Origin of the sequence: Turicibacter faecis (assembly GCF_037076425.1) — a bacterium.
Lineage (GTDB): Bacteria > Bacillota_I > Bacilli_A > MOL361 > Turicibacteraceae > Turicibacter > Turicibacter faecis.
Genome location: NZ_AP028127.1, coordinates 2101847 through 2127799 on the forward strand (window position 1 = coordinate 2101847; position 25953 = coordinate 2127799).

26 protein-coding genes, 1 tRNA gene and 1 other RNA gene are annotated in these 25953 nt (G+C 36.1%); 4 read left to right on the plus strand and 24 right to left on the minus strand.

Annotated features, from left to right (window positions below; translation table 11 throughout):
- The gene (locus AACH31_RS10280) at nucleotides 1-306 is read right to left on the minus strand and encodes a YbaB/EbfC family nucleoid-associated protein (RefSeq protein WP_161832371.1); all 306 of its coding nucleotides are present in this window, start codon (nucleotides 304-306) and stop codon (nucleotides 1-3) included.
- Between the two features lie 14 nt (nucleotides 307-320).
- Nucleotides 321-2126 carry a DNA polymerase III subunit gamma/tau gene (dnaX, locus tag AACH31_RS10285; protein WP_161832372.1) on the minus strand — a complete coding sequence of 602 codons (1806 nt, stop codon included), beginning with the start codon at nucleotides 2124-2126 and terminating at the stop codon, nucleotides 321-323.
- 163 nt (nucleotides 2127-2289) lie between these two features.
- Here dnaX and AACH31_RS10290 point away from each other — a divergent pair, with 163 nt between their 5' ends.
- Nucleotides 2290-2883, plus strand: coding sequence for a hypothetical protein (locus AACH31_RS10290; RefSeq protein WP_161832373.1), 594 nt, complete (start codon nucleotides 2290-2292; stop codon nucleotides 2881-2883).
- A gap of 325 nt (nucleotides 2884-3208) precedes the next feature.
- Here AACH31_RS10290 and phoU read toward each other — a convergent pair whose 3' ends face one another.
- The 9 genes from phoU to tadA all read right to left on the minus strand — a co-directional run bounded on the left by phoU (nucleotide 3209) and on the right by tadA (nucleotide 10751).
- Entirely contained in the window at nucleotides 3209-3874 is a 666-nt protein-coding gene (gene phoU, locus AACH31_RS10295; RefSeq protein ID WP_161832374.1) for a phosphate signaling complex protein PhoU, read from the minus strand.
- A gap of 15 nt (nucleotides 3875-3889) precedes the next feature.
- Nucleotides 3890-4642, minus strand: a complete 753-nt coding sequence (pstB, locus tag AACH31_RS10300; protein ID WP_161832375.1) for a phosphate ABC transporter ATP-binding protein PstB — start codon at nucleotides 4640-4642, stop codon at nucleotides 3890-3892.
- 14 nt (nucleotides 4643-4656) lie between these two features.
- Nucleotides 4657-5823: a phosphate ABC transporter permease PstA gene (gene pstA, locus AACH31_RS10305; protein WP_262950971.1), complete on the minus strand. Its 1167-nt coding sequence runs from the start codon at nucleotides 5821-5823 to the stop codon at nucleotides 4657-4659.
- Nucleotides 5823-6728 (minus strand): phosphate ABC transporter permease subunit PstC, encoded by a 906-nt coding sequence (gene pstC / locus AACH31_RS10310; protein WP_161832377.1) that lies wholly within the window; start codon nucleotides 6726-6728, stop codon nucleotides 5823-5825. The genes pstA and pstC overlap by 1 nt, the downstream gene beginning before the upstream one ends.
- Nucleotides 6729-6932: 204 nt before the next feature.
- Nucleotides 6933-7835, minus strand: coding sequence for a substrate-binding domain-containing protein (locus AACH31_RS10315; protein WP_262953846.1), 903 nt, complete (start codon nucleotides 7833-7835; stop codon nucleotides 6933-6935).
- A 170-nt stretch (nucleotides 7836-8005) separates the two neighbouring features.
- Nucleotides 8006-9340: a sensor histidine kinase gene (locus tag AACH31_RS10320; protein WP_262950974.1), complete on the minus strand. Its 1335-nt coding sequence runs from the start codon at nucleotides 9338-9340 to the stop codon at nucleotides 8006-8008.
- On the minus strand, nucleotides 9333-10025 hold the full coding sequence (locus AACH31_RS10325; RefSeq protein ID WP_161832379.1) for a response regulator transcription factor: 693 nt from the start codon (nucleotides 10023-10025) through the stop codon (nucleotides 9333-9335). Before AACH31_RS10325 ends, AACH31_RS10320 begins: the two co-directional genes overlap by 8 nt.
- Nucleotides 10026-10134: 109 nt before the next feature.
- An RNA gene (ffs, locus tag AACH31_RS10330) (signal recognition particle sRNA small type) lies at nucleotides 10135-10230 on the minus strand.
- A gap of 32 nt (nucleotides 10231-10262) precedes the next feature.
- Nucleotides 10263-10751, minus strand: a complete 489-nt coding sequence (tadA, locus tag AACH31_RS10335) for a tRNA adenosine(34) deaminase TadA (protein WP_262950978.1) — start codon at nucleotides 10749-10751, stop codon at nucleotides 10263-10265.
- A 95-nt stretch (nucleotides 10752-10846) separates the two neighbouring features.
- Here tadA and AACH31_RS10340 point away from each other — a divergent pair, with 95 nt between their 5' ends.
- Nucleotides 10847-11059 (plus strand): heavy-metal-associated domain-containing protein, encoded by a 213-nt coding sequence (locus tag AACH31_RS10340; RefSeq protein ID WP_161832381.1) that lies wholly within the window; start codon nucleotides 10847-10849, stop codon nucleotides 11057-11059.
- Nucleotides 11060-11183: 124 nt separating this feature from the next.
- Here AACH31_RS10340 and AACH31_RS10345 read toward each other — a convergent pair whose 3' ends face one another.
- Nucleotides 11184-11552 carry a metal-dependent transcriptional regulator gene (locus AACH31_RS10345; RefSeq protein ID WP_262950980.1) on the minus strand — a complete coding sequence of 123 codons (369 nt, stop codon included), beginning with the start codon at nucleotides 11550-11552 and terminating at the stop codon, nucleotides 11184-11186.
- 393 nt (nucleotides 11553-11945) lie between these two features.
- Between AACH31_RS10345 and AACH31_RS10350 the strand changes: the two genes are divergently transcribed.
- Both AACH31_RS10350 and feoB read left to right on the plus strand, forming a co-directional pair.
- Nucleotides 11946-12167 (plus strand): FeoA family protein, encoded by a 222-nt coding sequence (locus AACH31_RS10350; RefSeq protein ID WP_262950982.1) that lies wholly within the window; start codon nucleotides 11946-11948, stop codon nucleotides 12165-12167.
- A gap of 30 nt (nucleotides 12168-12197) precedes the next feature.
- Nucleotides 12198-14357, plus strand: coding sequence for a ferrous iron transport protein B (gene feoB / locus AACH31_RS10355; RefSeq protein ID WP_262951110.1), 2160 nt, complete (start codon nucleotides 12198-12200; stop codon nucleotides 14355-14357).
- A gap of 45 nt (nucleotides 14358-14402) precedes the next feature.
- Here the strand turns inward: feoB and AACH31_RS10360 are convergent, their stop codons facing one another.
- The 12 genes from AACH31_RS10360 to AACH31_RS10415 all read right to left on the minus strand — a co-directional run bounded on the left by AACH31_RS10360 (nucleotide 14403) and on the right by AACH31_RS10415 (nucleotide 25783).
- The gene (locus AACH31_RS10360) at nucleotides 14403-14966 is read right to left on the minus strand and encodes a VanZ family protein (protein WP_161832385.1); all 564 of its coding nucleotides are present in this window, start codon (nucleotides 14964-14966) and stop codon (nucleotides 14403-14405) included.
- Between the two features lie 248 nt (nucleotides 14967-15214).
- Nucleotides 15215-15307, minus strand: a tRNA-Ser gene (locus AACH31_RS10365).
- Between the two features lie 66 nt (nucleotides 15308-15373).
- Entirely contained in the window at nucleotides 15374-15973 is a 600-nt protein-coding gene (locus AACH31_RS10370; protein ID WP_161832386.1) for a thymidine kinase, read from the minus strand.
- Nucleotides 15974-16124: 151 nt separating this feature from the next.
- Nucleotides 16125-17024 carry a S66 peptidase family protein gene (locus AACH31_RS10375; protein ID WP_262951107.1) on the minus strand — a complete coding sequence of 300 codons (900 nt, stop codon included), beginning with the start codon at nucleotides 17022-17024 and terminating at the stop codon, nucleotides 16125-16127.
- Nucleotides 17025-17045: 21 nt separating this feature from the next.
- On the minus strand, nucleotides 17046-18224 hold the full coding sequence (locus AACH31_RS10380) for a M20 metallopeptidase family protein (RefSeq protein ID WP_338506728.1): 1179 nt from the start codon (nucleotides 18222-18224) through the stop codon (nucleotides 17046-17048).
- Between the two features lie 141 nt (nucleotides 18225-18365).
- On the minus strand, nucleotides 18366-19139 hold the full coding sequence (locus AACH31_RS10385; protein WP_262951105.1) for a MerR family transcriptional regulator: 774 nt from the start codon (nucleotides 19137-19139) through the stop codon (nucleotides 18366-18368).
- 118 nt (nucleotides 19140-19257) lie between these two features.
- Complete coding sequence (gene rpmE, locus AACH31_RS10390; protein ID WP_161832390.1) at nucleotides 19258-19467, minus strand: 50S ribosomal protein L31; 210 nt, start codon at nucleotides 19465-19467, stop codon at nucleotides 19258-19260.
- 162 nt (nucleotides 19468-19629) lie between these two features.
- Nucleotides 19630-20889: a UDP-N-acetylglucosamine 1-carboxyvinyltransferase gene (locus tag AACH31_RS10395; protein WP_262951104.1), complete on the minus strand. Its 1260-nt coding sequence runs from the start codon at nucleotides 20887-20889 to the stop codon at nucleotides 19630-19632.
- Nucleotides 20890-21440: 551 nt separating this feature from the next.
- Nucleotides 21441-21989, minus strand: coding sequence for a phosphodiesterase (gene yfcE / locus AACH31_RS10400; RefSeq protein ID WP_161832392.1), 549 nt, complete (start codon nucleotides 21987-21989; stop codon nucleotides 21441-21443).
- A 202-nt stretch (nucleotides 21990-22191) separates the two neighbouring features.
- Nucleotides 22192-23040, minus strand: coding sequence for a MurR/RpiR family transcriptional regulator (locus AACH31_RS10405; protein WP_161832393.1), 849 nt, complete (start codon nucleotides 23038-23040; stop codon nucleotides 22192-22194).
- A gap of 577 nt (nucleotides 23041-23617) precedes the next feature.
- Nucleotides 23618-24955 carry a type I glutamate--ammonia ligase gene (gene glnA / locus AACH31_RS10410; RefSeq protein ID WP_161832394.1) on the minus strand — a complete coding sequence of 446 codons (1338 nt, stop codon included), beginning with the start codon at nucleotides 24953-24955 and terminating at the stop codon, nucleotides 23618-23620.
- A gap of 249 nt (nucleotides 24956-25204) precedes the next feature.
- Nucleotides 25205-25783 (minus strand): ANTAR domain-containing response regulator, encoded by a 579-nt coding sequence (locus AACH31_RS10415; RefSeq protein WP_338506717.1) that lies wholly within the window; start codon nucleotides 25781-25783, stop codon nucleotides 25205-25207.
- Between the last annotated feature and the right edge of the window lie 170 nt (nucleotides 25784-25953).

Consider the following 25953-nt stretch of genomic DNA (forward strand, 5'->3'; position numbering starts at 1 on the left):
TTAGAATAATCCAGGAATATTCATTCCTTTTGTAAATTGTCCCATTGTTGATTCCGTTTTCTCATCAACTTGGCGTAATGCATCATTTAAAGCTAATAAGATGACATCTTCTAACATCTCTACATCTTCAGGATCAACAACAGATGGATTAATATTAATTTTATTAATTTGCTTTGTTCCCGTCGCTTCAACCGTCACCATTCCACCCGCTGCACTTCCTGTAAACACTGATTGTTCAATCTCTTGTTGTGCCTTCATCATATCACGTTGCATTTTTTGAATTTTCTTCATCATCATTGGGTTCATACTCTTCACTACTCCTATCCATCAATTATATTAACTAAATCGGCTCCAAACATTTGAATCATGTTATCTACTAAGCTATCATCTTTAGTTTGTTCTTCATTATTATAATTTATCACATTTTTTAGGTCCTGACTATATTGTTTTAAGCTCGGCTCAATCCCGCTTTTTTTCTGTTCAATATAGCTTTGTCTTTGTTCTAACCAAAATGATTCTGGCATGACACTAAATGAATAGGGGTGTCCAAAAAGATAAGCGACGATTTGCTCCGCCACCTTCTTATTATCTTCCCTCAACAACCTCTTACAGCCAGGTTCATGCTTATAGGTTAAAATAAACCCTTCTTCGGATGCCGCAACAACGTGACCATCCTTTAAAAGTACAATGACATCCCGGTGTTCTGGCATAATTAATGGATTTAGTTGAGTCCACTTTTGTAACACATGATCCCTTGCTTCCCGAGTGGCTTTGGATAAAACTCGCTCAATGGTTAGCATCGTTTGTGGCACATGTTCAGGTAAAATGATGGGATCCGGTTCTTTTGGAAGATGAATTTCAATAGGTTCTGATTTATTAAATAAGTCCATCTTAAATTGTGATTCATTTTTATTAATCCGCGGTTCCCTTAATCCACTACCTCCGGTTGATTCCACCTTTTTAATTAAATTTTTTAAAGTTTTAATCTCAGCTTTTAATTCTTCAATTTGAATCTGATATTCATTCTTGTTATCTACATCCGATGAAGGCTCCTCATCTGCTAAACCAAGTAGCCCAATTTCAAGAATCAGTTCAGGATGATTAGAGTACTTCAATTCTGACTGAATTTTATTTAATTTAAATAGGTATTCTACGATATGAGTTGAAATCAACTGATTTGCAAGTTGTGTAAACGTAGAGTGATTGACTAAACTGTCTGAAACACTCTTTTGTGACTTTTGATAAACAAGGATATCCCGATAAACCATAATCATCCCATCAATAATACGACTTGGTTCTTTTCCAACCTCGATCAGTTCTTTTATCAAGTCAATCGCCGACGAAAAATCACGTTCATAGATAGCGTGAATAAGTTGCAATAATTGATGATTAGAGATCGTCCCGCTAAGCGCATGGACATCTTCTAATAAAATCTTTTGATTCGAATAAGAAATAACCTGGTCTAACAGACTAAGGGCATCTCGCATTCCCCCCTCAGATAATTGGGCAATTAATTTAATAGCCTCTTCGTCGTAATCCATGTTTTGCTGTTTAGTAATTTCAATCAAGTGATCTGTAATTTCTTGAATGGAGATTTGTTTAAAATCAAAACGTTGGCATCGTGAAATAATCGTTGGTGGAATTTTATGTGGTTCAGTTGTCGCTAAAATAAAGATGACATGTTTTGGAGGCTCCTCTAACGTCTTTAGTAGTGCATTAAATGCCCCTGTGGATAGCATGTGAACTTCGTCAATAATATATACTTTATAACGCCCCGTTGTCGGCGCATATTTCACCTTGTCTCTAATTTCACGAATTTCATCCACACCATTGTTACTCGCGGCGTCAATTTCAAAAACGTCAGCATTGGATCCATTCGTAATCGTCTGACAATTTGCACACTCATTACAAGGTTCATCCGTTGGAAAGTGGATACAATTGACCGCCTTGGCAATAACTTTCGCAATCGATGTCTTTCCCGTTCCCCGTGGACCGCAAAATAAATAAGCATGTGATAATCGATTATGTTTTAAAGCATTTTGAATCGTTCTAACAATATGCTTCTGCCCCACAACGTCGCTAAACTTTTGTGGGCGGTAAGCACGATATAGGGCATGATATGACATAAAAAGACTCCTAACTTTCTAGTTTAAAAATAATTTTGATTATATCATACATTATTAACAATGTCTGAGCACTTGTTGCACTTTTCTAAAAATAAAGTAAAGATTTATCCACAACTTGGTGCTATACTAGTTATACATTTAATAGAAAAGGAGTTCCTTTTAGATGAAATTGATAACTTACTGTATTCTCGGAGCTTTAATCGGAGTTCTTACTGCCTATCTGAGGCCATTTTCACCAAATACATTTTGGAGTTTATCTGACATTGTTAATTGTGGGGGATTTTGGATTACTTCCGTTTGCGTGATTATTTATTTGAGTAGAGATAGGTTACAAGCCGGAACCCATGTGCTTCTCTATCTACTCTTTATGAATTTGTCTTATTACCTCAGTTTATTTTTTACTATCGGGATATTTTATCCTAACCAGCTTATTTTTTGGAGCTTTATTAGTATTCTTTGCTATTTTGGGGCTCAACTCGTGTTTATCGGAAAATTAGACATTAAATACTCAGCCCTTATAAATGCACTCTATCTATCAGGATTACTCTTAGAGACGCTCTCTTTAATGCCTCTCTTTATCCGTTCACAAACACACTTTTTACAGCTAGCATTTGATCTATTCTCACTTATTTTTCTTTATTTCATGTATAATCAAACCCCTCAAAAGAAAAGAGACAGCGCACTGATAACCTTTATTATCGTGATGAGTTTCAAGTGCTCTTTACTCCTCATCAATCAACTCCCCTTAGGAATTTAATGTCTCCGTAGATGTCCCTCCAAAGTCGAACCGGTAAACAAGAAAATTCCCGGATATTCTCCTAAATGACATAAAGTGAAATAATTTAAAGTCAATAAAGCCCCTCCTTGATAAACTTTAACATCCTTCTGATAAATTCTCCTTAACCCCGATGCAAACATTTAATCTACTAATACCTCTCCCCGTGTTTAGGTTGAATATTTGACACGTAGTTTTCTAAGATGAAACAATCCTTTATTATATATTCGCCAAAATATTATGATGAAAATCTCCGTCGTCTCCATAATGAAAGGCAGTTCAATTTAATTGAACTGCCTTTCATTATTTAGTTCAGATGGTAACGATGCCCCTTAAGCGCATATAAAACTTCTTCAGCAATATTGGTCACATGGTCCCCCGCACGCTCAATATATTTATTGATTAAAATAGCATACGCAGTTCCGAATACTTTTCCGTCGACCACTTGAATATGAGTAATCAACGAAGCCATCAACTCATTATAAACCTCATCCACCTTTTTATCTAAATCCGCCGCTTCCTTGACTTTTGTTTTATTTTCTTCTTTTAATCCTTCAATAACGAGCGTTAACATTTTAATTACCAATTCTATCATATAAACAAGTTTATCCACATTTTTTTCGTAATGTTCTAATGATTCCTTTTGTTTAATTAAAATAATGTATTCTGCTAAATTTTTCGTATAGTCTGCAATTCTCTCATATTCAGTCGCTAATCTCATAATCATTAAGATTTTTCGTAAATCACTGGCTACAGGCTGTTGACGAATAATAACAATCGTGGCCTCTTCCACGATTTCTTCTGATAAATTATCAATCTTTTGATCCTTTTTAAGAATCGTCAGGGCGATTTCTAGGTCTAATGTCTTTAAAGCTAATAGTGTTTGTTCATAAGCCTGAATAGTCAACTGTGATAATTGATTCACCTCTTGCAGTAGTACCTCGTAATCTGTCTCAAGTCTTGTCTTTTTCATTCCAAATTCCCCCTCTTATCCAAAACGTCCAGTAATATAATCTTCTGTTCGCTTATCCTGTGGATTTGTAAAAACTTTATTCGTATCATCAAATTCAATTAGTTCCCCCATCAGGAAAAATGCCGTCTTATCTGAAATACGTGCCGCTTGTTGCATAGAGTGAGTGACAATAACAATCGTATACTTCTCTTTTAATTGTTCCATTAACTCCTCTACCTTTTTGGTTGCAATCGGGTCCAGCGCCGATGTCGGCTCATCCATTAGAATTACTTCTGGCTCCATTGCAATCGCTCGCGCGATGCAAAGACGTTGTTGTTGTCCCCCAGACAATCCCATTGCTGATTTGTTTAGCCTATCCTTAACCTCGTCCCATAGCGCAGCCCCACGTAAAGACTTCTCAACGATTTCATCAAGTCGATTTTTATCCTTAACCCCTTGGCATCGTGGACCATACGCAATATTATCATAAATACTCATTGGAAACGGGTTTGGCTTTTGAAAAACCATCCCCACACGCGTTCTTAACTTCATCACATCAATATCTGAATAAATATTTTCTCCATCTAATTGAATCTCCCCAGTAATTTTCGCCGTGTCTACAAGATCGTTCATTCGATTTAATGTTCTTAAAAAGGTTGACTTCCCACAACCTGAAGGACCAATTAGGGCCGTTACCTGGTTTGAGGGAATTTCTATATTAATTTGATGTAAGGCCTGAAAGTTTCCATAAAATAAATTTAAATCCGATACACTGAATTTTGGCTTCATCTTTCTTCACACTCCTAGTCATTAACTTTACTAAATTTCTTCGCAACTAATCTCGACAGTATATTAAGGGTAAACACAACAATAAGAATAACAATTCCAATGGCTGCTGCCATTTCGACATTTCCAGATTCCTTGACTTCGATATACGCACGAACAGTGAGTGAAGTCCCTGTTTCAAACAGCGAGAAGCTTCCAGTTGAAGGATTTACCGGTAACTTTGCAAATGTCCCAATTGTAAATAATAAGGCCGCAGATTCCCCGATAATTCGACCAATTGATAAAATAATCCCAACCAAGATTCCCGGAATTGCACTCGGTAAAACAACTTTAGATAAGGTTTGAATTTTATTCGCTCCTAGTCCGTAAGAAGCCTCACGATAACTCATTGGCACAACCTTTAAAGCCTCTTCTGTTGTCCTCATCATCGTCGGTAATAATAAAATTGTAAGGGTTAACCCTCCCGCTAAAATGGACATACCTAAATTCAGGGTATTTACAAACATAAGCATTCCAAACAATCCATAAACAACCGACGGAATTCCTGCTAAGATCTCAGTTGCAAATCGAATGGTATTCACTAACCTTCCTGGTTTTGCATACTCCACTAAATAAATCGCTGCTAAAATTCCAATGGGTGCAGAGAAAAGGAGGGCTACGAACACTAAAAGTAAGGTTGAAATAATCATTGGGAAAATTCCACCCCCGGTAGACATGACTTTCATCACCAACGTATTAGCATCGCCCAAAAATTGAATAACCTCTTCCTTATCCACCGTCTCATCTAATGTTAAGCTTTTTCCCGGAACCTTAATTTGTTGGATGTGGTCTCCCTTATTAATTCTCACCTTCTCATCCGCATTATTAGTTGCCTCTTTTAATGGTGATTCCTTATCAATCCAAACAACCTCGTAATGATCGCCATTTAATTCAAGTGCTGCCCCTAAGTTTTCTAAAAACAGTGCATCCGCTGAAAGGGAAGATGGAGCGATATATACCTGATTACTTTCAAGATTAACGTACTGAGTCTTTGACTCATAGTCATTAAATAAGAAATCTACCGAAATCTTAGACCAACCTTTAGAGAAAATAAAACCAACCACTAAGACTAAGACCCCTACTGAAAAAGTAGCCGCTAGCCAAATAAGCATTGTGCATAACTGATCCTTTATTTTTCGAGACATTAGCAATCACCTCCTTTTTTTTGAATACGCGCTAAAACTAAATTGATAATCATGATAAAGATAAATAAAACAACCGCGGTTGAAAATAACATTTGTTCATGAAGCTTCGCCGCATAACCTTGCTCTAAAGCAATATTTGTTGTCAATAAACGGACGCGGTCAAAAATGGTTGTCGCAATTCCCGACTCAGGATTTCCCGCGACTAAAATAACCGCCATTGTTTCCCCAATCGCACGTCCTACTCCTAAAATGATCCCCGTTAAAATTCCTGATCGCGCAGCGGGTAATGTTACCTTAAAAATGGTTTGTATTTTTGATGCACCTAGCGCTAATGATCCTTCTTTATAACTTTTAGGAACCGCTCGAATCGCCGTCTCAACGACTGCCACAATCGTTGGCAAAATCATAATTGTCAAAACAATAATAACGGCTATTAGAGAATCTCCTGTTGGATATGGTGAAATCTGTTTTACAAGTGGTGTGATCACTGCAAAACCAAACACCCCATATAATACCGATGGGATAGCTGCCAATAACTCAATCGCTGGTCGCACCATTCCCGCAATACGTTTAGGAGCAATTTCAGCAATAAAAACAGCCGTTAATAAGGCAATAGGTACTCCTAGTAAAATGGCACCGAAAGTCGCAAAAATAGAGTTAACAATCATATATCCAATGCCGTATTCTCCACTTTGCGGCGTCCATTTAAGCCCCCTTATAAAATCAATAAATGAGTAGGTTCCATATTCATTCCCACTAAAGAATGGAGCCAACCCCTTCCCAAAAATAAATATAATAATTAATGCGACGCTCAATACAGCAATCAGTGCCGCCAGTAAAAACAACCCATGGAAGAATTTTTCAACGAACACTCTTCGCCTATTTAAACTCATATCCTTTTTCACGTTTCAACGCCTCCACCCAGTTAAATTAAAATTTAACGCTTTTTCTCTACACGGACATTGTAACATCATCCTTCTATTTTTCTTATTTTGTTAACATAAAGTTAACGCTTGTTAACAATTCCTTAACATTTCTAGTTAACAAATAACCCCTGGATTATTTCTACAAAAAAGGAATTACCCCTCGCTGAGTAATTCCTTTTTTAATTATTTTGTTAATACCGACCACTCTGTAATCGTTCCTGTATACACGTCTTTAATTTGCTCCGTTGAAATATCTTCTACATCATTTTCTGGATTTACAACTAATGCAATTCCATCCATACATAAAGTTGTTGTTTGAATTCCTGATTCTAACTCTGAATCTTTAATTTCACGTGAAGCAAATCCTAATTTATAAGTTCCATCAATGGCATTTTTTACCCCAGCACTTGAACCCGTTGCGTTGTATTCATAGGTCACTTTTGGAAATAAGGCACAAAACTCATCTGCCAATGCTTTAACAACAGCCTCCGTCGACGTTGATCCCCCCATCATTAAATTTCCAGATAATTGATTGTATTTTGTCATATCAAAAGCCTCTGCCGCTGATTTATCCACAATAGTTCCATTAGCATCTAAAATTTCTAGTCCCTCTTGTGAAGCAGCAAACTCAATAAATGCACGTTCCACTTCTGTTAAATTTTGATCCATATACACCATTTCAAAAGGTCTAGCTACCGCATATGCTCCACTTAAAACATTTTCCGGCGTCGCCTCTACCCCATCCACTGTTAATCCTTCAATCTTTCCTTCATTTTCTTGTAAGGTAACAAAGGAAATATATCCTAGTGATTGCTCATTTTCTGATACATATGTTGCAACAACTCCATTTCCATCCTTAATTGTTGCACTTTTCGTTAACGGTGTCTGACCTTCGCCATTAAAGCCGATAATTTCTTCGAAAGCCTGACGCGTTCCTGACCCCGCCTCACGACTAACGACATCAATTGCCCCTTCCTTCAATGCTGGTGTTTCAACTAATTCGGCAGGTTTTTGCCCCTCGCAAGCAACTACTGTTAAAGATACCGTTGCAACCGCAACTAAAGATAATAATTTTTTCAAATTCATCACGCCTCCATTTACATCTCTTTTGATAGATCCATTGTAATATAAATAAACATGTGAAATATTAATTTTCTGTTAAGAGTTCGTTAAAACTCCATGAACAAAAAAAAGCAACCTCCATTGGTCGACTTTTCCCTGTTAAATAAAGATTTATCAGAAAAAAACCGTAAAGGTTACTTCAAAAGTTTAGGTAACTGAACCGTAAAACAACTTCCCTTATTTAATTCACTCTGCACTTGAATCGCTCCATGATGGGCTTCGATAATGGACGCCACAATAGACAGGCCAAGTCCTGTCCCGCCTGTATGGCGAGACCTTGCTTTATCCACACGATAAAAACGTTCAAAAATATGCGGAAGATCCTCCGGTGGAATACCAATTCCATGGTCAATCACGCTTATCTCTATAAAGGTTGACTTTTCGGATACCTTAATTTGTATTTGCGTCTCATCAGGAGAATAATGAATGGCATTCGTTAAAAGGTTTAAAAAGCAATGCTGTAGCTTCGTATAATCCCCCTCGACCCAATATTTTTTTTCCTCAACAAAATCAATCGTCTGATGCTTAAGATTAGCTATTGTTTGTACATTTTGGATGCAATCATTTAATAGATAGTTTACTTCTAAACGCTGTGTTTGATGTTTAATTTGATCGTGTTCATATCGGTTAATTAATAGAAGATCTTTAACTAATCGTTCAATTCGCAAATTTTCATTTTGAATAATGGTTAAAAACTCTTCACAAATTGCTTGATCTTTTAACCCACCATTTAAAAGAATTTCACTACACCCTTTAATAGCGCTAATCGGAGTCTTTAATTCATGCGAAACGTTACTAAAGAATTCCTTTTGTAAATTTTCGTATTTTTTCAAATCAGAAATATCATAGAATAAAACAACAACCCCATTAAAATCCCCTTGTTCATCAAAGATTGGATGTGCGACTGAACTATAGTACTTATTATGAATCTTAAGTTGCTTTTTTCGAGTTTTTTCACAAATAAGCGCATCCTCGAGAATTTTTCGAATAGGCTCATTTTTTACATCATAAAACGACAGTTTCTTTAACGCAGTCATATGAACCCATTCCTTAAATTGATTGTTCGCGTACTCTAACTCCCCATGAATATTTAAAATAACAATGGGATCTTGAATATTATTAGTAATAATATTCAGAATTTGCATATTCCTTTTATTTCTGAATTCTTGTTGATGAATAAACCGCATCAATTGATTATATTGAACACCGACAACCTCCTGTTGCTCAATCACAAGAGGACGAATACTACTATAATCATTCTTCTCCTGAACTAATAACGCCACCTCATCATATCGCTTCAATTGCTTTAAATAAATCATCGAACGACGATATTGGGAAATCATAACAATCAGTAACATCATTAAAAAGACAAAGGTAATCTGTCCATCATTAGACGTTCCAATATTTACAAAAAGCAAAATTGTACACAATAAATAAAATGAAAGTAATTCATGGCGAGTCTTAATCATTTTTCTCATCCTCTAGCATATATCCAATTCCACGTATGGTTTTAATTTTAATCCCATAAGGTTTTAATTTTTCCCTAATTTTAAAGATGTGAACATCAACAATACGTGTATCTCCATCATACTCATATCCCCAAAGTCGGTCTAATAATAAATTACGTGATAAAGCTTGCCCCTGATGGTGAATTAAAAATTCTAACAATTCGTACTCTTTAAGCGTAAAATCGATAACCTCTTCATTGATTAAGACTTCAAAACGGCGTTGGTCTAAGATTAGTTGTTGATAACTTAAACGTTCTGTACACGCCTTCTGATGATGCATTCCCTTTCTGCGCATAATAGCTTTTACCTTTGAAACTACCTCACGAGACGAAAAGGGCTTAGTCATATAGTCATCGGCTCCAACATCAAGTCCCATTACCCGATCAAATTCATCATCGCGTGCAGATAACATGACAATATAGACTGGATTTTCCTCTTTTCTTAATTCCTTGCATACTGAGAAACCATCCCGTTTAGGTAGCATAACATCTAATATCATCACATCATAGGAATTTCGACGTGCCTTTTGTAGCCCCTCTTCTCCATCTGATGCTAAATCAACTATAAAACCTGACTGCATTAAATCGTATTGTAAAATTCTCTGAATAGAAAGTTCGTCCTCCACTACTAATACCCTTTTTCCCATCACGCATACCTCCAAGGTTCATTTCTTCCCTTTATTCTATCATACACCCAACGAACGGTTTGTTAAAATTCTGTTAAGATACCAAGGTTGAGCTAATAAAAAAAACTCTCCTTTGGTACCCTCACCCACATAAAACTAAATGCTTAAGGCTGCTACATTCCTGTCCTGACCTGGTTCACACCGTCCTATTGAATAAGGGTACCAAAAGAGAGTTTCAATTGATACACATTTAGTATATCAATTAGTCTCTTGCTTGTCAATCTTATTTCGTTTTTTTTTCTGTCTTAATTCTTTAAAAAAAGTCGTGAGTAACTGACCGCACTCCTCTTCCATTACACCAGAAATTACTTCACACTGATGATTGAACTGCTGCTCTTCTAACAAATTATAAATAGTCCCACAGCATCCACCTTTCGGATCCTTTGCGCCATAAACAACTTTCGGAATTCTCGATTGAACAATTGCCCCCGCACACATGGGGCAAGGTTCCAATGTCACATAAAGTGTACATTCTTCCAACCGCCATGACCCTAAAGCTTTATTCGCTTCATGGATTGCCAATAATTCAGCATGGGCTGTAGATAACTGACTTGTTTCACGTAGATTATGCGCTCGCGCTATAATTTTATCATCTTTGACAATAACCGCACCAATTGGTACCTCTCCAATGGTTTGCGCTTTCTTTGATTCTTCAATTGCCTGTTGCATAAACTCAAGATGCTCCATATAATCACCCGTTATTAGTTCTTTTTTAATTTATTCTATGATAAAATAAAGAGGTTATCAAGACTAAGTGATAAAGAAAGTCTGAGGTGAGGATGATGGCTAAAACTTTTATGTTAAACGTGGATAACTTAAGTTCGAATGAGGATGAAAAAAAAATTAGAGATTATTTTGAAACTAATTTAGACGGGGTGGAAAAATTAGATATTAATTTATCTTTAAAATTAATTTCTGTTCATTACAATGAGGGGATTGGATCGCCTAAATATATTTTAGATGCTTTTAATCATCTCGGTTATACCGTTCGCTAAACTTATTTTTACACTTTCGTTACTAGGTTTGAGCTCTCACTTCGTGGGGAAGTAGAGTAAAATCAATGATACTTTAATATCAAAAGAGCAAGAATGACCGTTCCATCATTCTTGCTCTTTTTAATTATTCTTTTTGAAATAGACGTTTCATCTGCTCAAATGTTTCATCACTTATAACATGTTCAATTCGACAGGCATCCTTATCAGCTAGATCATCACTAATCTGAAGGGTCTTTATTAAAAAATCTTTAATCAAACAATGACGTTCATAAATCGCTTTGGCTCGATGATAACCCGCTTCGGTTAAACGAATTTGACCATTTCTTTCAATCAAGATAAATCCTGCTTCCTTTAAGATTCGCATTGCCCGACTAATACTCGGTTTAGAAAAATTCAATTCATTAGCTACATCGATTGAACGAACAAAGCCATTTTTTTCATTTAATAGGTAAATAGTTTCTAAATAATTTTCACCCGATTCTTGTAATTTCATATGCCCCCCTAATTAATAAAATCTAAATATCGTTATAATCTTAGCATAATATTCCTCATTTCTTCAACTTTTATACTTCTTATCAGATGAATAGGTAATGGAATATATCATTATTACTCGACATATACTGAATTATCTCAGTTAGCACTTGCTAACCATTTCCTAATTATGTTAACATAAAAGAAAAGAGCTCGGTTAACACTGTCTAACTCGTAAAAACGAGAAGTGCGTATTAACAGATAAATTCTGTTTATGCACAGGTTAAAATCTTTTCAATCATTTTGTGTCCACTGTAAGAAAAGATTTTCTTCTTAATGATTAGGTATGAATACTTAGACTAACATTAACTTCTAATTCACGTGGACCCCAAAAAGTATTTTAGGAGGAATGAAAATGAAAACTTTAAAGGATGTAAAAATAGGTGAGACAGCCATTGTAACAAAATTAAATGGTATGGGAGCCCTTCGACGTCGAATTATGGATATGGGAATTACAAAGGGAACCTCTATTTATTTAAGAAAAGTAGCTCCACTAGGAGATCCCATCGAGGTCACTGTTCGAGGGTATGAACTATCTTTACGTAAGGAAGATGCCGAAAATATTATCGTTAAATAGTTAATAGCCATTAAAAAAGGGGGAATTTTTATGTCATTGACAATTGCTTTAATCGGGAATCCAAACTGCGGAAAAACAACGATCTTTAATGCTTTGACTGGAAGCAACCAATATGTTGGAAACTGGCCCGGAGTTACTGTAGAAAAAAAGGAAGGAAGAGTACGAGATAACAAAAAAATTAAAATTGTTGATTTACCCGGAATTTACTCTCTATCTCCTTATACACCCGAGGAAATTATTACTCGAAATTTTTTATTGAATGGACATCCGGATGTTATTTTAAATATCATCGATGCGTCTAATATTGAGCGTAATCTTTATTTAACAACACAACTGATGGAGTTAAACATTCCAGTCGTCATCTCTTTAAACATGATGGATTTGGTAAAAAAACAAGGGACTCAAATTAATATTTCAAAACTTATCCACACATTAGGGTGTCCTATTATTGAAACATCTGCGTTAAAACAAACAGGACTAACTGAGTTAATAGAGGCAATAGAAATAACAAAGATGCCACCTAAAATGCCTCTTTTTGATACAAATTTGGAATCTTCCCTAAAAGAAATTCAGAATGAATTAAAAAATATAACCGAAGAACCACTCCAACGATTTTACAGTATCAAATTATTTGAACGAGATGTTCATATGATGAAGCAGTTAGAATTATCCACAGATATTCATCAAAAAATTGAAACGATTATCTCAACACATGAATCTTCATTAGAGGATGACAGTGAAAGTATCCTAACGAATGCACGCTATGAATTTATTGAAAGTATCGTTCAAGAATGTGTTAAAAAAGCAAAAGATTCTCAACTAACCATTTCCCATAAAGTTGATTCTATTTTAACTAATCGATGGCTTGCATTTCCTATATTCGCTCTAATTATGTGGGGAATTTATTATATTTCGGTCACTTCCCTCGGTTCTATCGCCACCGATTGGATTAATGATGTTTTCTTCGGAGAGCTCGTTCAAGGAAACCTCTCTTACTTTTTAAAAAGTATCAATACTGCCGATTGGTTAATCGGTCTTATTGTCGATGGAATGGTTGGCGGAGTAGGCGCTGTTTTAGGCTTCGTCCCTCAAATTATAATTTTATTTCTCCTTATTTCTATTCTAGAAGACTGTGGATATATGGCCCGCGTTGCCTTTATTATGGATCGCCTTTTTAGAAAATTCGGGTTATCTGGAAAATCATTCATTCCTATGTTAATTGGATCAGGATGTAGCGTTCCTGCAATTATGGCGAGCCGTACGATTGAAAATGAAAAAGATCGCCGAATGACAATTATCTTAACCCCATTCATTCCTTGTGGGGCTAAGTTGCCTGTTTTCGCCCTTATCGCCGGGGCCTTTTTCCCAACGAAGTCTTGGATTGCTCCATCGATGTACTTTTTAGGAATAGCAATGATTATTTTCTCAGGAATCCTTTTAAAACAAACTCCTTTATTCAAAGGGAATCCAACTCCATTTCTGATGGAACTGCCACCTTATCACCTGCCAGCACTAAAAAATGTGTTGTTACATATGTGGGATCGAGCAAAAGGATTTATCTATAAAGCTGGGACTGTTATTTTTGTTGCCTCAGGTTTCGTTTGGTTCTTACAATCCTTTAACTGGTCATTCGAGATGGTTGATGCAAGAGATAGTATTTTAGCCTCTATCGGTCACGCAATTGCCCCTATTTTTGCTCCACTTGGATTTGGTAATTGGCAAGCAACAGTTGCAACAATGACAGGATTTTTAGCAAAAGAAAATGTAGTTGCTACCTTCGGAATTTTATTTGGCCTTGGTGATGCGATGACGGAAGAGTCGACTGAATTAATAAACAGTTTACCTACTCTTTTCACTCCCTTAAGCGCCTACTCATTTATGGCCTTTACACTCCTAGCCGCTCCATGTTTTGCTGCTATCGGCGCTATTAAACGAGAAATGATGTCGTGGAAATGGACATTAACAGCTATTTTATATCAGACTGGTCTAGCTTATGTTGTTTCATTCATTATTTATCAAGGGGGAATTTTCTTATTAAGACATCAAATTTCTTTAGCTACCTTAGTCATTTCCTTGATTTTACTCGTTATTTTCCTTTTAATTATTAAAAAGCTCATTCGTAATCAGACATCTGGTGGATGTGGTTGCGGATGCAACGGTTGCAAAAAGATATCAAATTGTCGTAAATAAACAAAAAGCCTTCTCCAGATTTCGAGAAGGCTTTTTGTTTCCTCTTTATAGACACGATCGATTTCTTTTTTTATAATAGGTGAATTTAAATAACAGATAGCCCATAAATGTTCCCAAAGTATTTAAAATCAAATCATCCACGTCTGCACTTCGATAGACATAACCTAAGGATAAACTTAATAAAAATTGAACCGCTTCAACACACAAGGACGTGAAGAATCCGCACCAAACAACAGATTGAACGCTCATTTTTTTACTCCAGATAATGGGGACGAGAAAGCCAAGGGGGATAAATAATAAAACATTTAAGAATAGATGCATCAGGGATAAAATTCCTATGTCACCCATTTCGTTAAACGAACGAAGGAGTGTGCTAAACGGAATGAAATTATGATACTGCTCCATCCCATATCGAATACTATCCTCAATTAATTCTCGCTGAATTGGAAATGGGAAAAATACAATTCCAATCAGCGCAATCACATAACAAACAAAAAGAGTTAACCGTGTTAGCTTTTGTCTTGAATAACTCTTATACTTCTTCGTCATGACAAGAAAGAATAAGTATCCTATCAATAAAATAATCGTTGGAAAAAATGCTGTAACCAAATAAATTTCCTCCCTATAACTAATTATAAACGACAACTTTACCTACCATTGACTCGATGCCTGATGTTTTCCATAAATCGTCAGTTTACCGTGCAAATTCCCCCTTATTGTATGGTCTAGCTCATTTTTCTAAACAAAAAACCTTCACAATTAATTGTGAAGGTTTTTTTACCCTACTACTAAGCGTTTATAGTTTGCGACAAAGAATAAAAAAAAATCACACACTTGTGTGAATTATTATCTTTTTATGGCGGAGGAAGAGGGATTCGAACCCCCGCGACGCTTTCACGCCCTGTCGGTTTTCAAGACCGATCCCTTCAGCCGGACTTGGGTATTCCTCCGTATCAACAATATTAATTATACATGCGTACAATCATATTGTCAACATTTTATCTAAACTTTTTTTATTATTTTAAATTTAATGTCGTTGGGCGATCTTTTACTTCATGGCAATGGCGACAACGAGGTTCATAAGCCTCTTTCGCACCTACTTGAATAATAGGATCAAAGTACGAAGCAGGTTTTCCATCGATTAATCGTTGTGATCTTGTCGCTGATGCCCCACATACACTACAAATTGAAGTTAATTTAGTAACAAACTCAGCCTTCGTTAATAAAGCTGGCATATTTCCAAACGGTTCCCCTCGGAAATCTTTATCTAATCCCGCTACAATGACACGAATTCCACGATCAGCTAAGTGTTCAATAACCTCCACAATATTTTCCCCGAAAAATTGAACCTCATCAATAGCAACAGCATAGGTATCTTCTTTAATATAATCAAAAATCTCAATTGGATGCTCAATCGCAATTGACGGCATTTTCAATCCACTATGTGAAACGACTTCATCATCACTATAACGATTATCAATAACTGGTTTAAATAAACAATATGAACGTCGCGCAAAGTCTAAACGCTTTAAACGACGGATTAACTCCTCAGTCTTTCCAGCATACATGCTACCACAAATGGCTTCTACCCAGCCTTCCTGTCTGATATCATACATTTTATCAAAACCACCTTTCATCTTCCTTTTAAAGCAACTTGTCCATTATATCAAACCTCGCCTTTAAGATTCAAGATGTCCCTTTAATTTTCAAATTATTTCCCGGGTATTAAAAAAGAGATAAAATCAACGAAGATTTTATCTCGTTCTCTTATAAACACGTTTTTTTTCCACGGATAGCGATGCGATTTAAGTGAGGAATTAAGGTCACCTCAGCCCCCATTGGTAAAGTGATCATTGGTCGACAATGGCCACTCGGTATATGATGAGCCACCGGCTTTTTATAATCTTTAAAGGTGCGCTCAAGTAATTGTTGTGTTTCTTCTTTATCATGAACGTTAAAGTCACCTAAAATAATCCCTTCTGCTTCCTCCAACTTCCCACTCTGGCTTAACTGCGTTAATAGCCGATCCACCGAATAGGTCGGTTCATCAACTTCCTCGATAAATAAAATTTTCCCTCGCGTTTCAATTTCATAGGGGGTCCCCAATGTCGTACAAATCATTGTTAAATTTCCACCCACTAGTGTCCCAGAAACAGGACGTAAGGTCTCATTGTAGTAAGGAACATCGATAATATCAAAAGTTGTCTCACCCATAATTGTTTCCAAACAGTGACAGGTTGTCAATTCGTCATTTAAAAGTAGGTCTTTAATCATCGGTCCGTGATAAGTCATGAGTTGGTGAGATTGATTAAAGAATAGATGTAAATACGTCACATCGCTATATCCGATAAATGGTTTTGGATAATTTTCAAATTTAAAGTCTTTAAAATACGGAACAATTCGGGCTGATCCGTAACCACCTCTCATACACAAAATAGCGTCAACTCCATCGTCAGCGAACATCATCATAATATCTTCAGCACGCTCCTTATCTGAATGGCCCGCCAAATAATTAATTCGCTCAAAGCAACTTGGAGTCACAATAACTTCAAACCCCATTCGTTGTAACAATTCTTCCCCCTGAAAAATAATGTCTGAATCAAGCGGCCCAGCTGGAGCCACAATCGCTATCGTTCCACCCTTTTTTAATGGTTTTGGTTCAATCATCTTTTCTCCCCCAATTATTAACTATGATAATAGATGAAGTGTCGCTAAAACCTGCAAACAAACCCCTACTTTGATTGCATCCTCATCAATATCAAATGTATTTTCATGTAACATCCCCTGGATTCCCTTTTGTGGATTTGCAGTTCCTAAATTATAAAAACACGATGGGACGGCCTCAGCAAAATAAGCAAAATCCTCGACACCTAGACTCGGATGTTCCATCATGATAACATTGTCGTCCCCTACGACCTGTTTAGCAACATGAGCAACTGCATCCGTGATTGCATGTGCATTAATAAGCGGTGCGTATCCTTCCTCTAAGTAAACATCAGCTATTCCTCCGAATGCCTCTGCGGTATGAATCGCAACTTCTGTCAAACGTTTTTTCATGAAGGCACGCGTCGTTTGATCAAGCGTTCTTAATGTCCCCCTAATTTTAACTTGATCACAAACAACATTCCCCGCTGTTCCTCCTTCTATCATTCCTAAGCTTAAAACTGCAGACTCAAATGGTGAAAGATTGCGACTAACTAAACTCTGTAATGCAGTTACAACATGAGATGCAATTAAAATAGCGTCAATTCCATCCTGTGGGTAAGCCCCATGTGCCTGTTTACCATGAATGTTTAAAAAAATCGTATCGCTCGCCGCATGACATTTCCCATAATGAAAGCCTACCTCACCAACATTCAAAGTTGGGCGAACATGAAGTCCGAGAACGTGATTCACATGTGGATGTTCTAAGCACCCCGCTTGAATCATCTGTTTCGCACCGCCTACTGTCTCCTCCGCAGGTTGAAAAAATAATTTAACATTCCCTTTAAAATCATGTTGTAATTGTTTCAGAATATAGGCTGCTCCTAGTAAAATAGTCGTATGCACATCGTGACCACACGCATGCATTTTACCAGGAACTAAAGAAGCATATGAGGCCCCCGTTTTTTCATCAATCGGTAATGCATCCATATCTGCCCTTAATCCAATTGTTTTATCCCCATATTCACCTTCGATCAATCCCACGATAGCAGTTTCACCAATCAATTGGGAAACTGTAATTCCCCACTCATTCAAATAGTCTAAGACGATCTGTGAAGTTCGATATTCTTCCAAACCTAGTTCAGGATGTTGATGTAAATCACGACGAATAGCCACAAGTTGTGGGTAAATGGTATCAACCATTTCTTTTACTTTTTGATACATCCTAAATCCCCCTTATCTATGATAAGATACTCCATTATATGAATGAAGCCTTCAAAACATTACACCCAAATAATCCTTTTATCCACATAAAAAAAGTAGAAAATATCCGCTGTATTTTCTACTTTACGCTCATATTAAAAATTATTTATGCTCTAGTTGCCCAGTATAACATCGAATGGCCTCGGATAAAAAGGTCGTCGCTCCCTGTTTAACTGCCTGATCATAATAAGCAATAAATCGCTCATCCGCTAAATACATCATTGCTAATCCAGCATGCGCCTCTTTACTATAACTTGACCACGTATACTCCAACCATTGACGATGAAGTTGGGCGACTTCTAACCCTTGTTGTCCACAAGGATTCCCCGATTCCATGGCGTGAGCTAACTTATCTAAAATCTCTTCCTCTAAGTCCTTCATTTGATGAAATGATTTTTCATCTAAGTTATTAAATTTTTGGTACGATTGATTAATTACATCCTCACCGTATGTTTGACGAATTTCTTTTCCATACTGTTGTTCATTTTCCTCTAATAGTTGTCTTTTTAGTCCTTTAAATTTTTCACCATCTGACATTTTAATCTCTCCTTTTTTAGCAGCTAATGTTGATACAATATTTTCAATCATTAACTCCAGTTCATCTTTTTGTTCGAGAAGCTTATGATAATGATTTTCCAGCGCTTTAAGTTCATCATAATTCGGATCGAGTAAGATGGATTTAATCTCATGTATACTTATCCCCAACGCTCGATAGAATAAAATTTGTTGTAGCCTATCTACCTCTGCCTCTGAATAAATCCGGTATCCTGTTGGACTGATCCGACTAGGAGATAACAACTTCACCTCATCATAATAGCGAAGTGTTCGTGTACTAATTCCAGCTAGATCGGCAAGTTGACGAATACTATATTCCATCAAAATCATCTCCTTCCTAAACCTATCATATGGGTTGACGTAACGTGAATGTCAACTGTATTTTATTAAAAATAAATAAAAAAAACACCACACATAAGGTGGTGTTTTAAAATCAAAACTATTTTGCATTGATTCCGTATTTTTTGTTGAAACGTTCGATACGTCCATCAGCTTGAGCGAATTTTTGACGTCCTGTGTAGAATGGATGACAGTTTGAGCAAGTGTCAACACGAATTTCTTTCTTAACAGATCCGCTTTCGAACTCGTTCCCGCAAGTTGTACATACGACATTAATACGGTTGTATTGTGGATGAATTCCTTGTTTCATTCTAGTTCACTCCTTCGGCCCTGATTAATTCTTTAATCAGAGAAAGTCTATATAACAATAGAATTATACTAAATTTAAGGAATAGACGCAATAAAATTTTTTATGTTTTCTCAAATTAAAATTTAACAATTGTTATAAAATTAGACAATTCATACAGATTTATTATTCTGTAACATCTTCTCGCCAAACCTTGGCTCCAATATTATTTAACTTATCCTCGATATTTGAATAACCACGATCGATATGGTAAGTGTTTCCGATTTCTGTCACACCATCAGCAATCAGTCCAGCAATCACTAATGACGCACCTGCACGTAAATCAGTCGCTTTTACACGAGCGCCCGATAACTTAGACGGTCCCTGAACAATAGCTGAATTTCCTTGAACCTTAATATTAGCTCCCATTTTATTTAACTCAAAACAATTTTTAAAGCGGTCGGAATAAATTGTATCTGTTACCATCCCAACCCCTGTAGCTTGAGTTAGTAATGTCACTAAAGGTTGTTGTAAATCAGTCGCTAATCCCGGATATGTACTTGTTTTGAAGTCTACAGCTTTCATTTCTTTACGTCCACGTACAATAACATGATCTGTATGCACTTCAATATCGACACCCATCTCACGTAATTTTGCAATTAAAGCCTCTAAATGATGGGGAATGATATTGTCAATTTTAACTTCATCTCCAGCAACTGCCGCCAATGTAATATAAGTTCCTGCCTCGATTCGGTCAGGAATAATAGCATGACGTGTTCCATGAAGTTCTGTTACACCCTGAATTCGAATCTCACCTGTTCCAGCTCCTTTAATATTAGCTCCCATGCCATTTAAAAGGTTGGCTAAGTCAATAATTTCTGGTTCTTTTGCGGCATTTTCAATTACCGTCATTCCCTCAGCTTTAACAGCAGCCAACATAATATTAATCGTTGCCCCAACTGATGCAAAGTCTAAATATATTTTAGCACCTGTTAATTTTTCAGCTTTTAAATGGATAGATCCCGCTTCTTGCGTGATTGTCGCCCCTAATGCTTCAAAGCCTTTTAAATGCAAATCAATTGGACGTGGCCCCAAATAGCATCCTCCAGGCATCCCAATCACAGCTTCTTTAAACTTTCCAAGTAAAGCTCCCATAAAATAATATGAAGCTCGTAATTTATTTACAGCACCTTCTACTAACGGTGTATTGATCAAATGAGTTGGATCTATCGTTAATTCGTCATTATCTATTTCATATTTACCATTTAATTGTTCAATCATCATTCCTAGATGTTCAACATCCACAATCTGTGGAACACCTTCTAAAATAACTGAAGAATCCGCTAAAATGGCCGCAGGAATTAAAGCAACTGTACTATTTTTAGCACTATCAATTCGGACTGTTCCCTTTAACGGGCGCCCTCCTTCTATTTTAATCACTTCCATCGACGCTCTTCCTTTCTGTTTGTACACGAATACCTATTGTATTATATCAAACTTTAGCCTAAGTTGTGAAAGATATTTTATTGTTTTATAGTCTTCAGGACATAATTTATATTAAAATTAATAAAACTTACGTTATCCCAATACAATTCGACAATAAATACCTTTTTTTATTAGAATTTTTTCGAATTTTATCTCTTTTTTAGACATAAAAAAAGGTCCTTCTTCTTCTGTTTATTCTTTTGGGATTAAAAATATCCCCTTTTAGTTGAATTTAATAAAATTAATTAGGTTAATTCGCCCTATTTTTCTATGTCATTCTTACGCCCCAAAAAGGAAGTCCCCCCCACTTATAAAGGACAAATAGACATGTCATTATTTAGTTGATACTGAAACAACTAAAAAAAGAAACTAGCTTAACAACGTAAGCTAGTTTCTTCAAAGAGGTGTGTAATCGTAACTATTAATTTAAGGCTTTCTAAACTAAGAGCCTCATGTTTAGTATGGACAAACTTTATTTTCTAACTCTTAAATCATCTCATTTCAGCGATGTTTTAGGTTAATTGAAGTTGTCGATAAATCTGGCCGTCCAATGTCTTGACCTCAAAATGATTATCTTCTAAAATTGCATAAGTCTGTGGATGATTCTCCTTAGGTAAAGTAGCCGATCCAGGATTTAAATAATAAATTCCTTCCTTCTCTTTTAAAATGGGAATGTGGATATGTCCGAATACTAGTGCATCTCCTTTTTGTAAAAACTGAGAAAGTTTGTTCTCGCTATAGAGATGTCCATGGGTAATCATTAATTTTCTATCCTCTAAGGGAATAAAATTATAGTCTGCCATCATCGGAAACTGTAAAACCATTTGATCGACCTCACTATCACAGTTTCCTCGAATAGCTATAATCTGATGTTTTATCTGATTTAATAGTTCGATAACCTTTTGTGGATTATATTCTTTAGGAAGAGGATTACGTGGGCCATGATATAATAAATCCCCCAGTAATACGAGGTAATCCGCTCGCTCATCCTTAAATCGGTCAATGACTTTTTGAGTCCAATAATAAGATCCGTGAAGATCCGAAGCAAACATTAATTTCATTTTATCACTCCTAAAATGTATGTGAATATCTAGTGATTGTTTTAACACTCAGTGAAAAATATTCCATCTCCACTAGGATACGTTTCCTTGCTTTATTCCTATATATGCTCTTTAATTAGGCGACAGTTAAATGTTATTGACACTATAACAACTAATCCAAACTGATAGGGTATTTTCTTTAAGTTTTATCTCATCTAGAGCACTAATTTTTACGATGCTTAATAATTGCATCCGTCGTTTTTAACCTTCTGCTTAATGACTCGTTATACGTCTGTTTAATAATCTCCGTATAGATTAAATCTAACATAAAAATTTGAGGTATTTTAGAAGTGATGGATCCAGTTTCAAATAAGGTTTCCGTAGAATGATATTCTAAATTAATATGTGAGATTCTTTTCAACGTGTTGTCCCCATCCGCAGTAATAGAAATAATAGTTACCCCCTGTTCTTTAGCCAGTTGAATAGTTTGAATCAACTCTTCAGTTTCACCCGAGTTGGAAATAGCAATAATAACATCCTGTGGCCCCATAATAGAAGCTAGCATTAACATCATATGACCATCACTCACGGAAAGGGTATTCAATCCAATTCGTATGAGTTTATAGTGAAAATCCATGGCAATAACCCCTGAATGACCAATTCCCATAATATATATTCTCCGACCATCCAAAATGGCGTTCTTACATTTTAGCATCACATCGGAATCCAAATCATCCATCGTTTTTTGTAACACTCCCATCGTTGAATGCAACAGATTTGAGGCAGTGTCAAATATACTTTCATCACAACTGATATTAGAATGGACAATCCCCTTTTCTTCAGAAGTGGACAATTCCTGTGCAAATGTTATTTTAAAGGATTGGAAGTTGTTAAATCCTAACTTTTTTACAAATCGCGTTACCGTTGCCTCCGCAATTCCAGATTCCCTGGCAATTTCAGAAATAGATTTAAAAACAAATTTTTCTTTATTTTTTCGTACATAATCTATTAAAATTCCATCTGATTTTGTTACTTTAAACTGTGGATGCTCTAACTGTTCTAAAATCGCCATCTCTATCACCACTCGAATTTTTTAATACAAGTATACCATAGTTTCTCTAGCCCTGACAGATTTAATACTGATAAAGTACATCTAACATCTCCGTTAGATTGTCGGCCTTCATGCAGATAATTAACGTTAATTTCTGCTCATAAGATAGAGGATGGTTTTTAAAATTCTTCTCTTATGCAGACCCTAATCACTTTTTTTCTAAAACTCTCACTTTCGGATTAAACATATAGATAATCTTAGACCTATCATCAATAAATGATTAAATGATGGTTCCCCTTATACAGTAAGAAGAAAAAGATTTTTTATTTAAACTGATCACCCTAACTTTTTGATTCGGATAAGATCACGTATACCGATTTCTCTCCTAATAATTTTTCTAAAGAAAAAATTATTTACTTTGATGACCCCTAAAAGGATATACAAGAAGTTTCAATTGAGTCAAAAAAAAAACAATGAAGTAGGTACCATTAAGTAACCACTCCATTGTTTTTCTTAATCCTTCCGTTTCCCCCCGGAGGGATTAAGACTAAAACTTATATGAAAACTCCCTATGTTTACCATTTAAAATTGAAACAAATTATAACAAGCTCATATAACGACGTAATTCCCATTCATGAACCGATAAACGATACTCGTCATACTCCGCATGTTTAGCAGCAACAAATTTTTCAAAAATATGATGACCAAGTGCAGCTTTAACCACTTCATCGTCTTCTAATAATTGAAGAGCCTCAGATAATGAACCTGGTAAAGATGTAATGTGGTGTGCATCTAATTCCTCTTGGTTCATTTCAAAAATATTTTCCTCCACTGATGCTGGTGGTGTTAATTTATTTTTAACTCCGTCTAATCCTGAAGCTAAAATTGCAGCTAGGGCTAAGTATGGATTTGCCGATGGGTCAACTGAACGAACTTCTAAGCGAGTTCCAAGTCCTCGAGATGCAGGTACACGTACTAACGGTGAACGGTTCGATGGTGACCAAGCCACATAAACAGGTGCTTCATATCCTGGAACTAAACGTTTGTACGAATTAACCGTCGGATTGGATACAGCCGTAAAGTTACGCACATGCGTTAAAATTCCGGCTAGAAAATGATAGGCTGTTTCACTTAACTGTAATTCACCTTCTGGATTATAGAAAGCATTTGTTCCATCTTCATGGAATAAAGAAACGTTACAATGCATTCCTGACCCATTAATTCCCGCAATTGGTTTCGGCATAAATGTCGCATATAGTCCGTGTTTACGGGCAATCGACTTAACAACAAGTTTAAATGTTTGAATTTTATCACATGCTGATAAAACATCGTCATATTTAAAATCAATCTCATGTTGTCCCGGCGCTACCTCATGATGAGAGGCCTCAATTTCAAATCCTAATTTTTCAAGTTCAATGACGATATCTCGGCGGCAATTTTCAGCTAAATCTAATGGAGCAAAGTCGAAATATCCACCATTATCATTTAACTCACGAGTTGGTAATCCATTCTCATCTAACTTGAATAAGAAGAACTCTGCCTCTGGACCTAAGTTAAATTGGGCGAATCCTAATGCCTTCATCTCATCTAACACACGACGTAAATTAGATCGGGGATCCCCTGCAAATGGTGTTCCGTCAACATTATAGACATCACAAATTAAACGAGCAATTTTAGCTTCCCCTGGCGTCCAAGGGAAAATTAACCATGTATTTAAATCTGGATGTAAGTACATATCGCTTTCTTGGATTCGAGCAAATCCTTCAATCGAAGAACCGTCAAACATCATTTGATTATTCAACGCTTTCCCTAATTGTGATAATGGAATTTCAACATTCTTTACCGTTCCGAATAGGTCTGTAAACATTAAGCGAATAAAGTTAACTCCCTCTTCAGTTGCAATACGCAAAATTTCTTCTTTTGTTAAAGTTGCCATTTAAAACTCCTCCTCATCATTTTCATGATAATTATTCTCTCAACTTCATTTGTTTTCCCATGACGGATAATGAACTTCCAATGACTAGGATGTTAATCTTATCTACTTTGATCAAAACTAACAAAAAAGGGGTTCACTAAACTAGTGCCTATAAAAACGCACCGTTTAACGAACCCCATTGTTCATCATCTTATTATTCGATTACTACTTCTTAAAGACGCCCTTGTCTATATTTCCATTATATGAAAGTTATCCTCGAAAATCAACCTTTTTTCTCACTTTTTTTAAAATTATTTCTGCTACCTCTAATTTACTTATCCGAAGTTCCATACTCCTTTTTTGAATATACCGATGGGCCTCATCTTCACTCATCCGCTCATTTTGCTGTAAAGCCCGTTTGGCTAAACGAATCGTTTTTTCCTCTTTTTGAAGTTTCTCTAGATGGTTAACCTTCGATTCTAATTGCCTTACTGTTTGTCCATACTTAACTAAAACACGTAACATCGTTAAAAGGACAACGGGCTGTACAGGTTTCTCGCAAAACTCAAAATAGGGATCTTGACGGTAATAAAACTTCTGATAAGACATACCGACTAATAAAACGGCTTGACGTTGTTGAATTAGAATCTCTACGAGTGAGATAACACTCATTCCTGGTAACTCTTCATCGACAATCACAACTGCGGGTGCTAATGCCTTGCAGCGACGAATCAAATCATATCCATTTGATGCCATCCCGACAACTTCATATCCTGAACTCGTAACCTGGGATCTAATACTTGAAACTAATTTTTCCGATTGCGAGGCAATCATAATACGTTCTCCCATGAATTCACCCTTTTCTTAATCAATAACCCTTTTTTCACCTCTTGAGATAAGGTTATCCTTATTTTTCTCATTCTCTAGATAATCATTTATCTACTATTATCATGCCTTCCCTTGAATTTATTGTCAATAGTTTCCATAAATTTGCAATCATTATTCTAGACTTCTTTGAT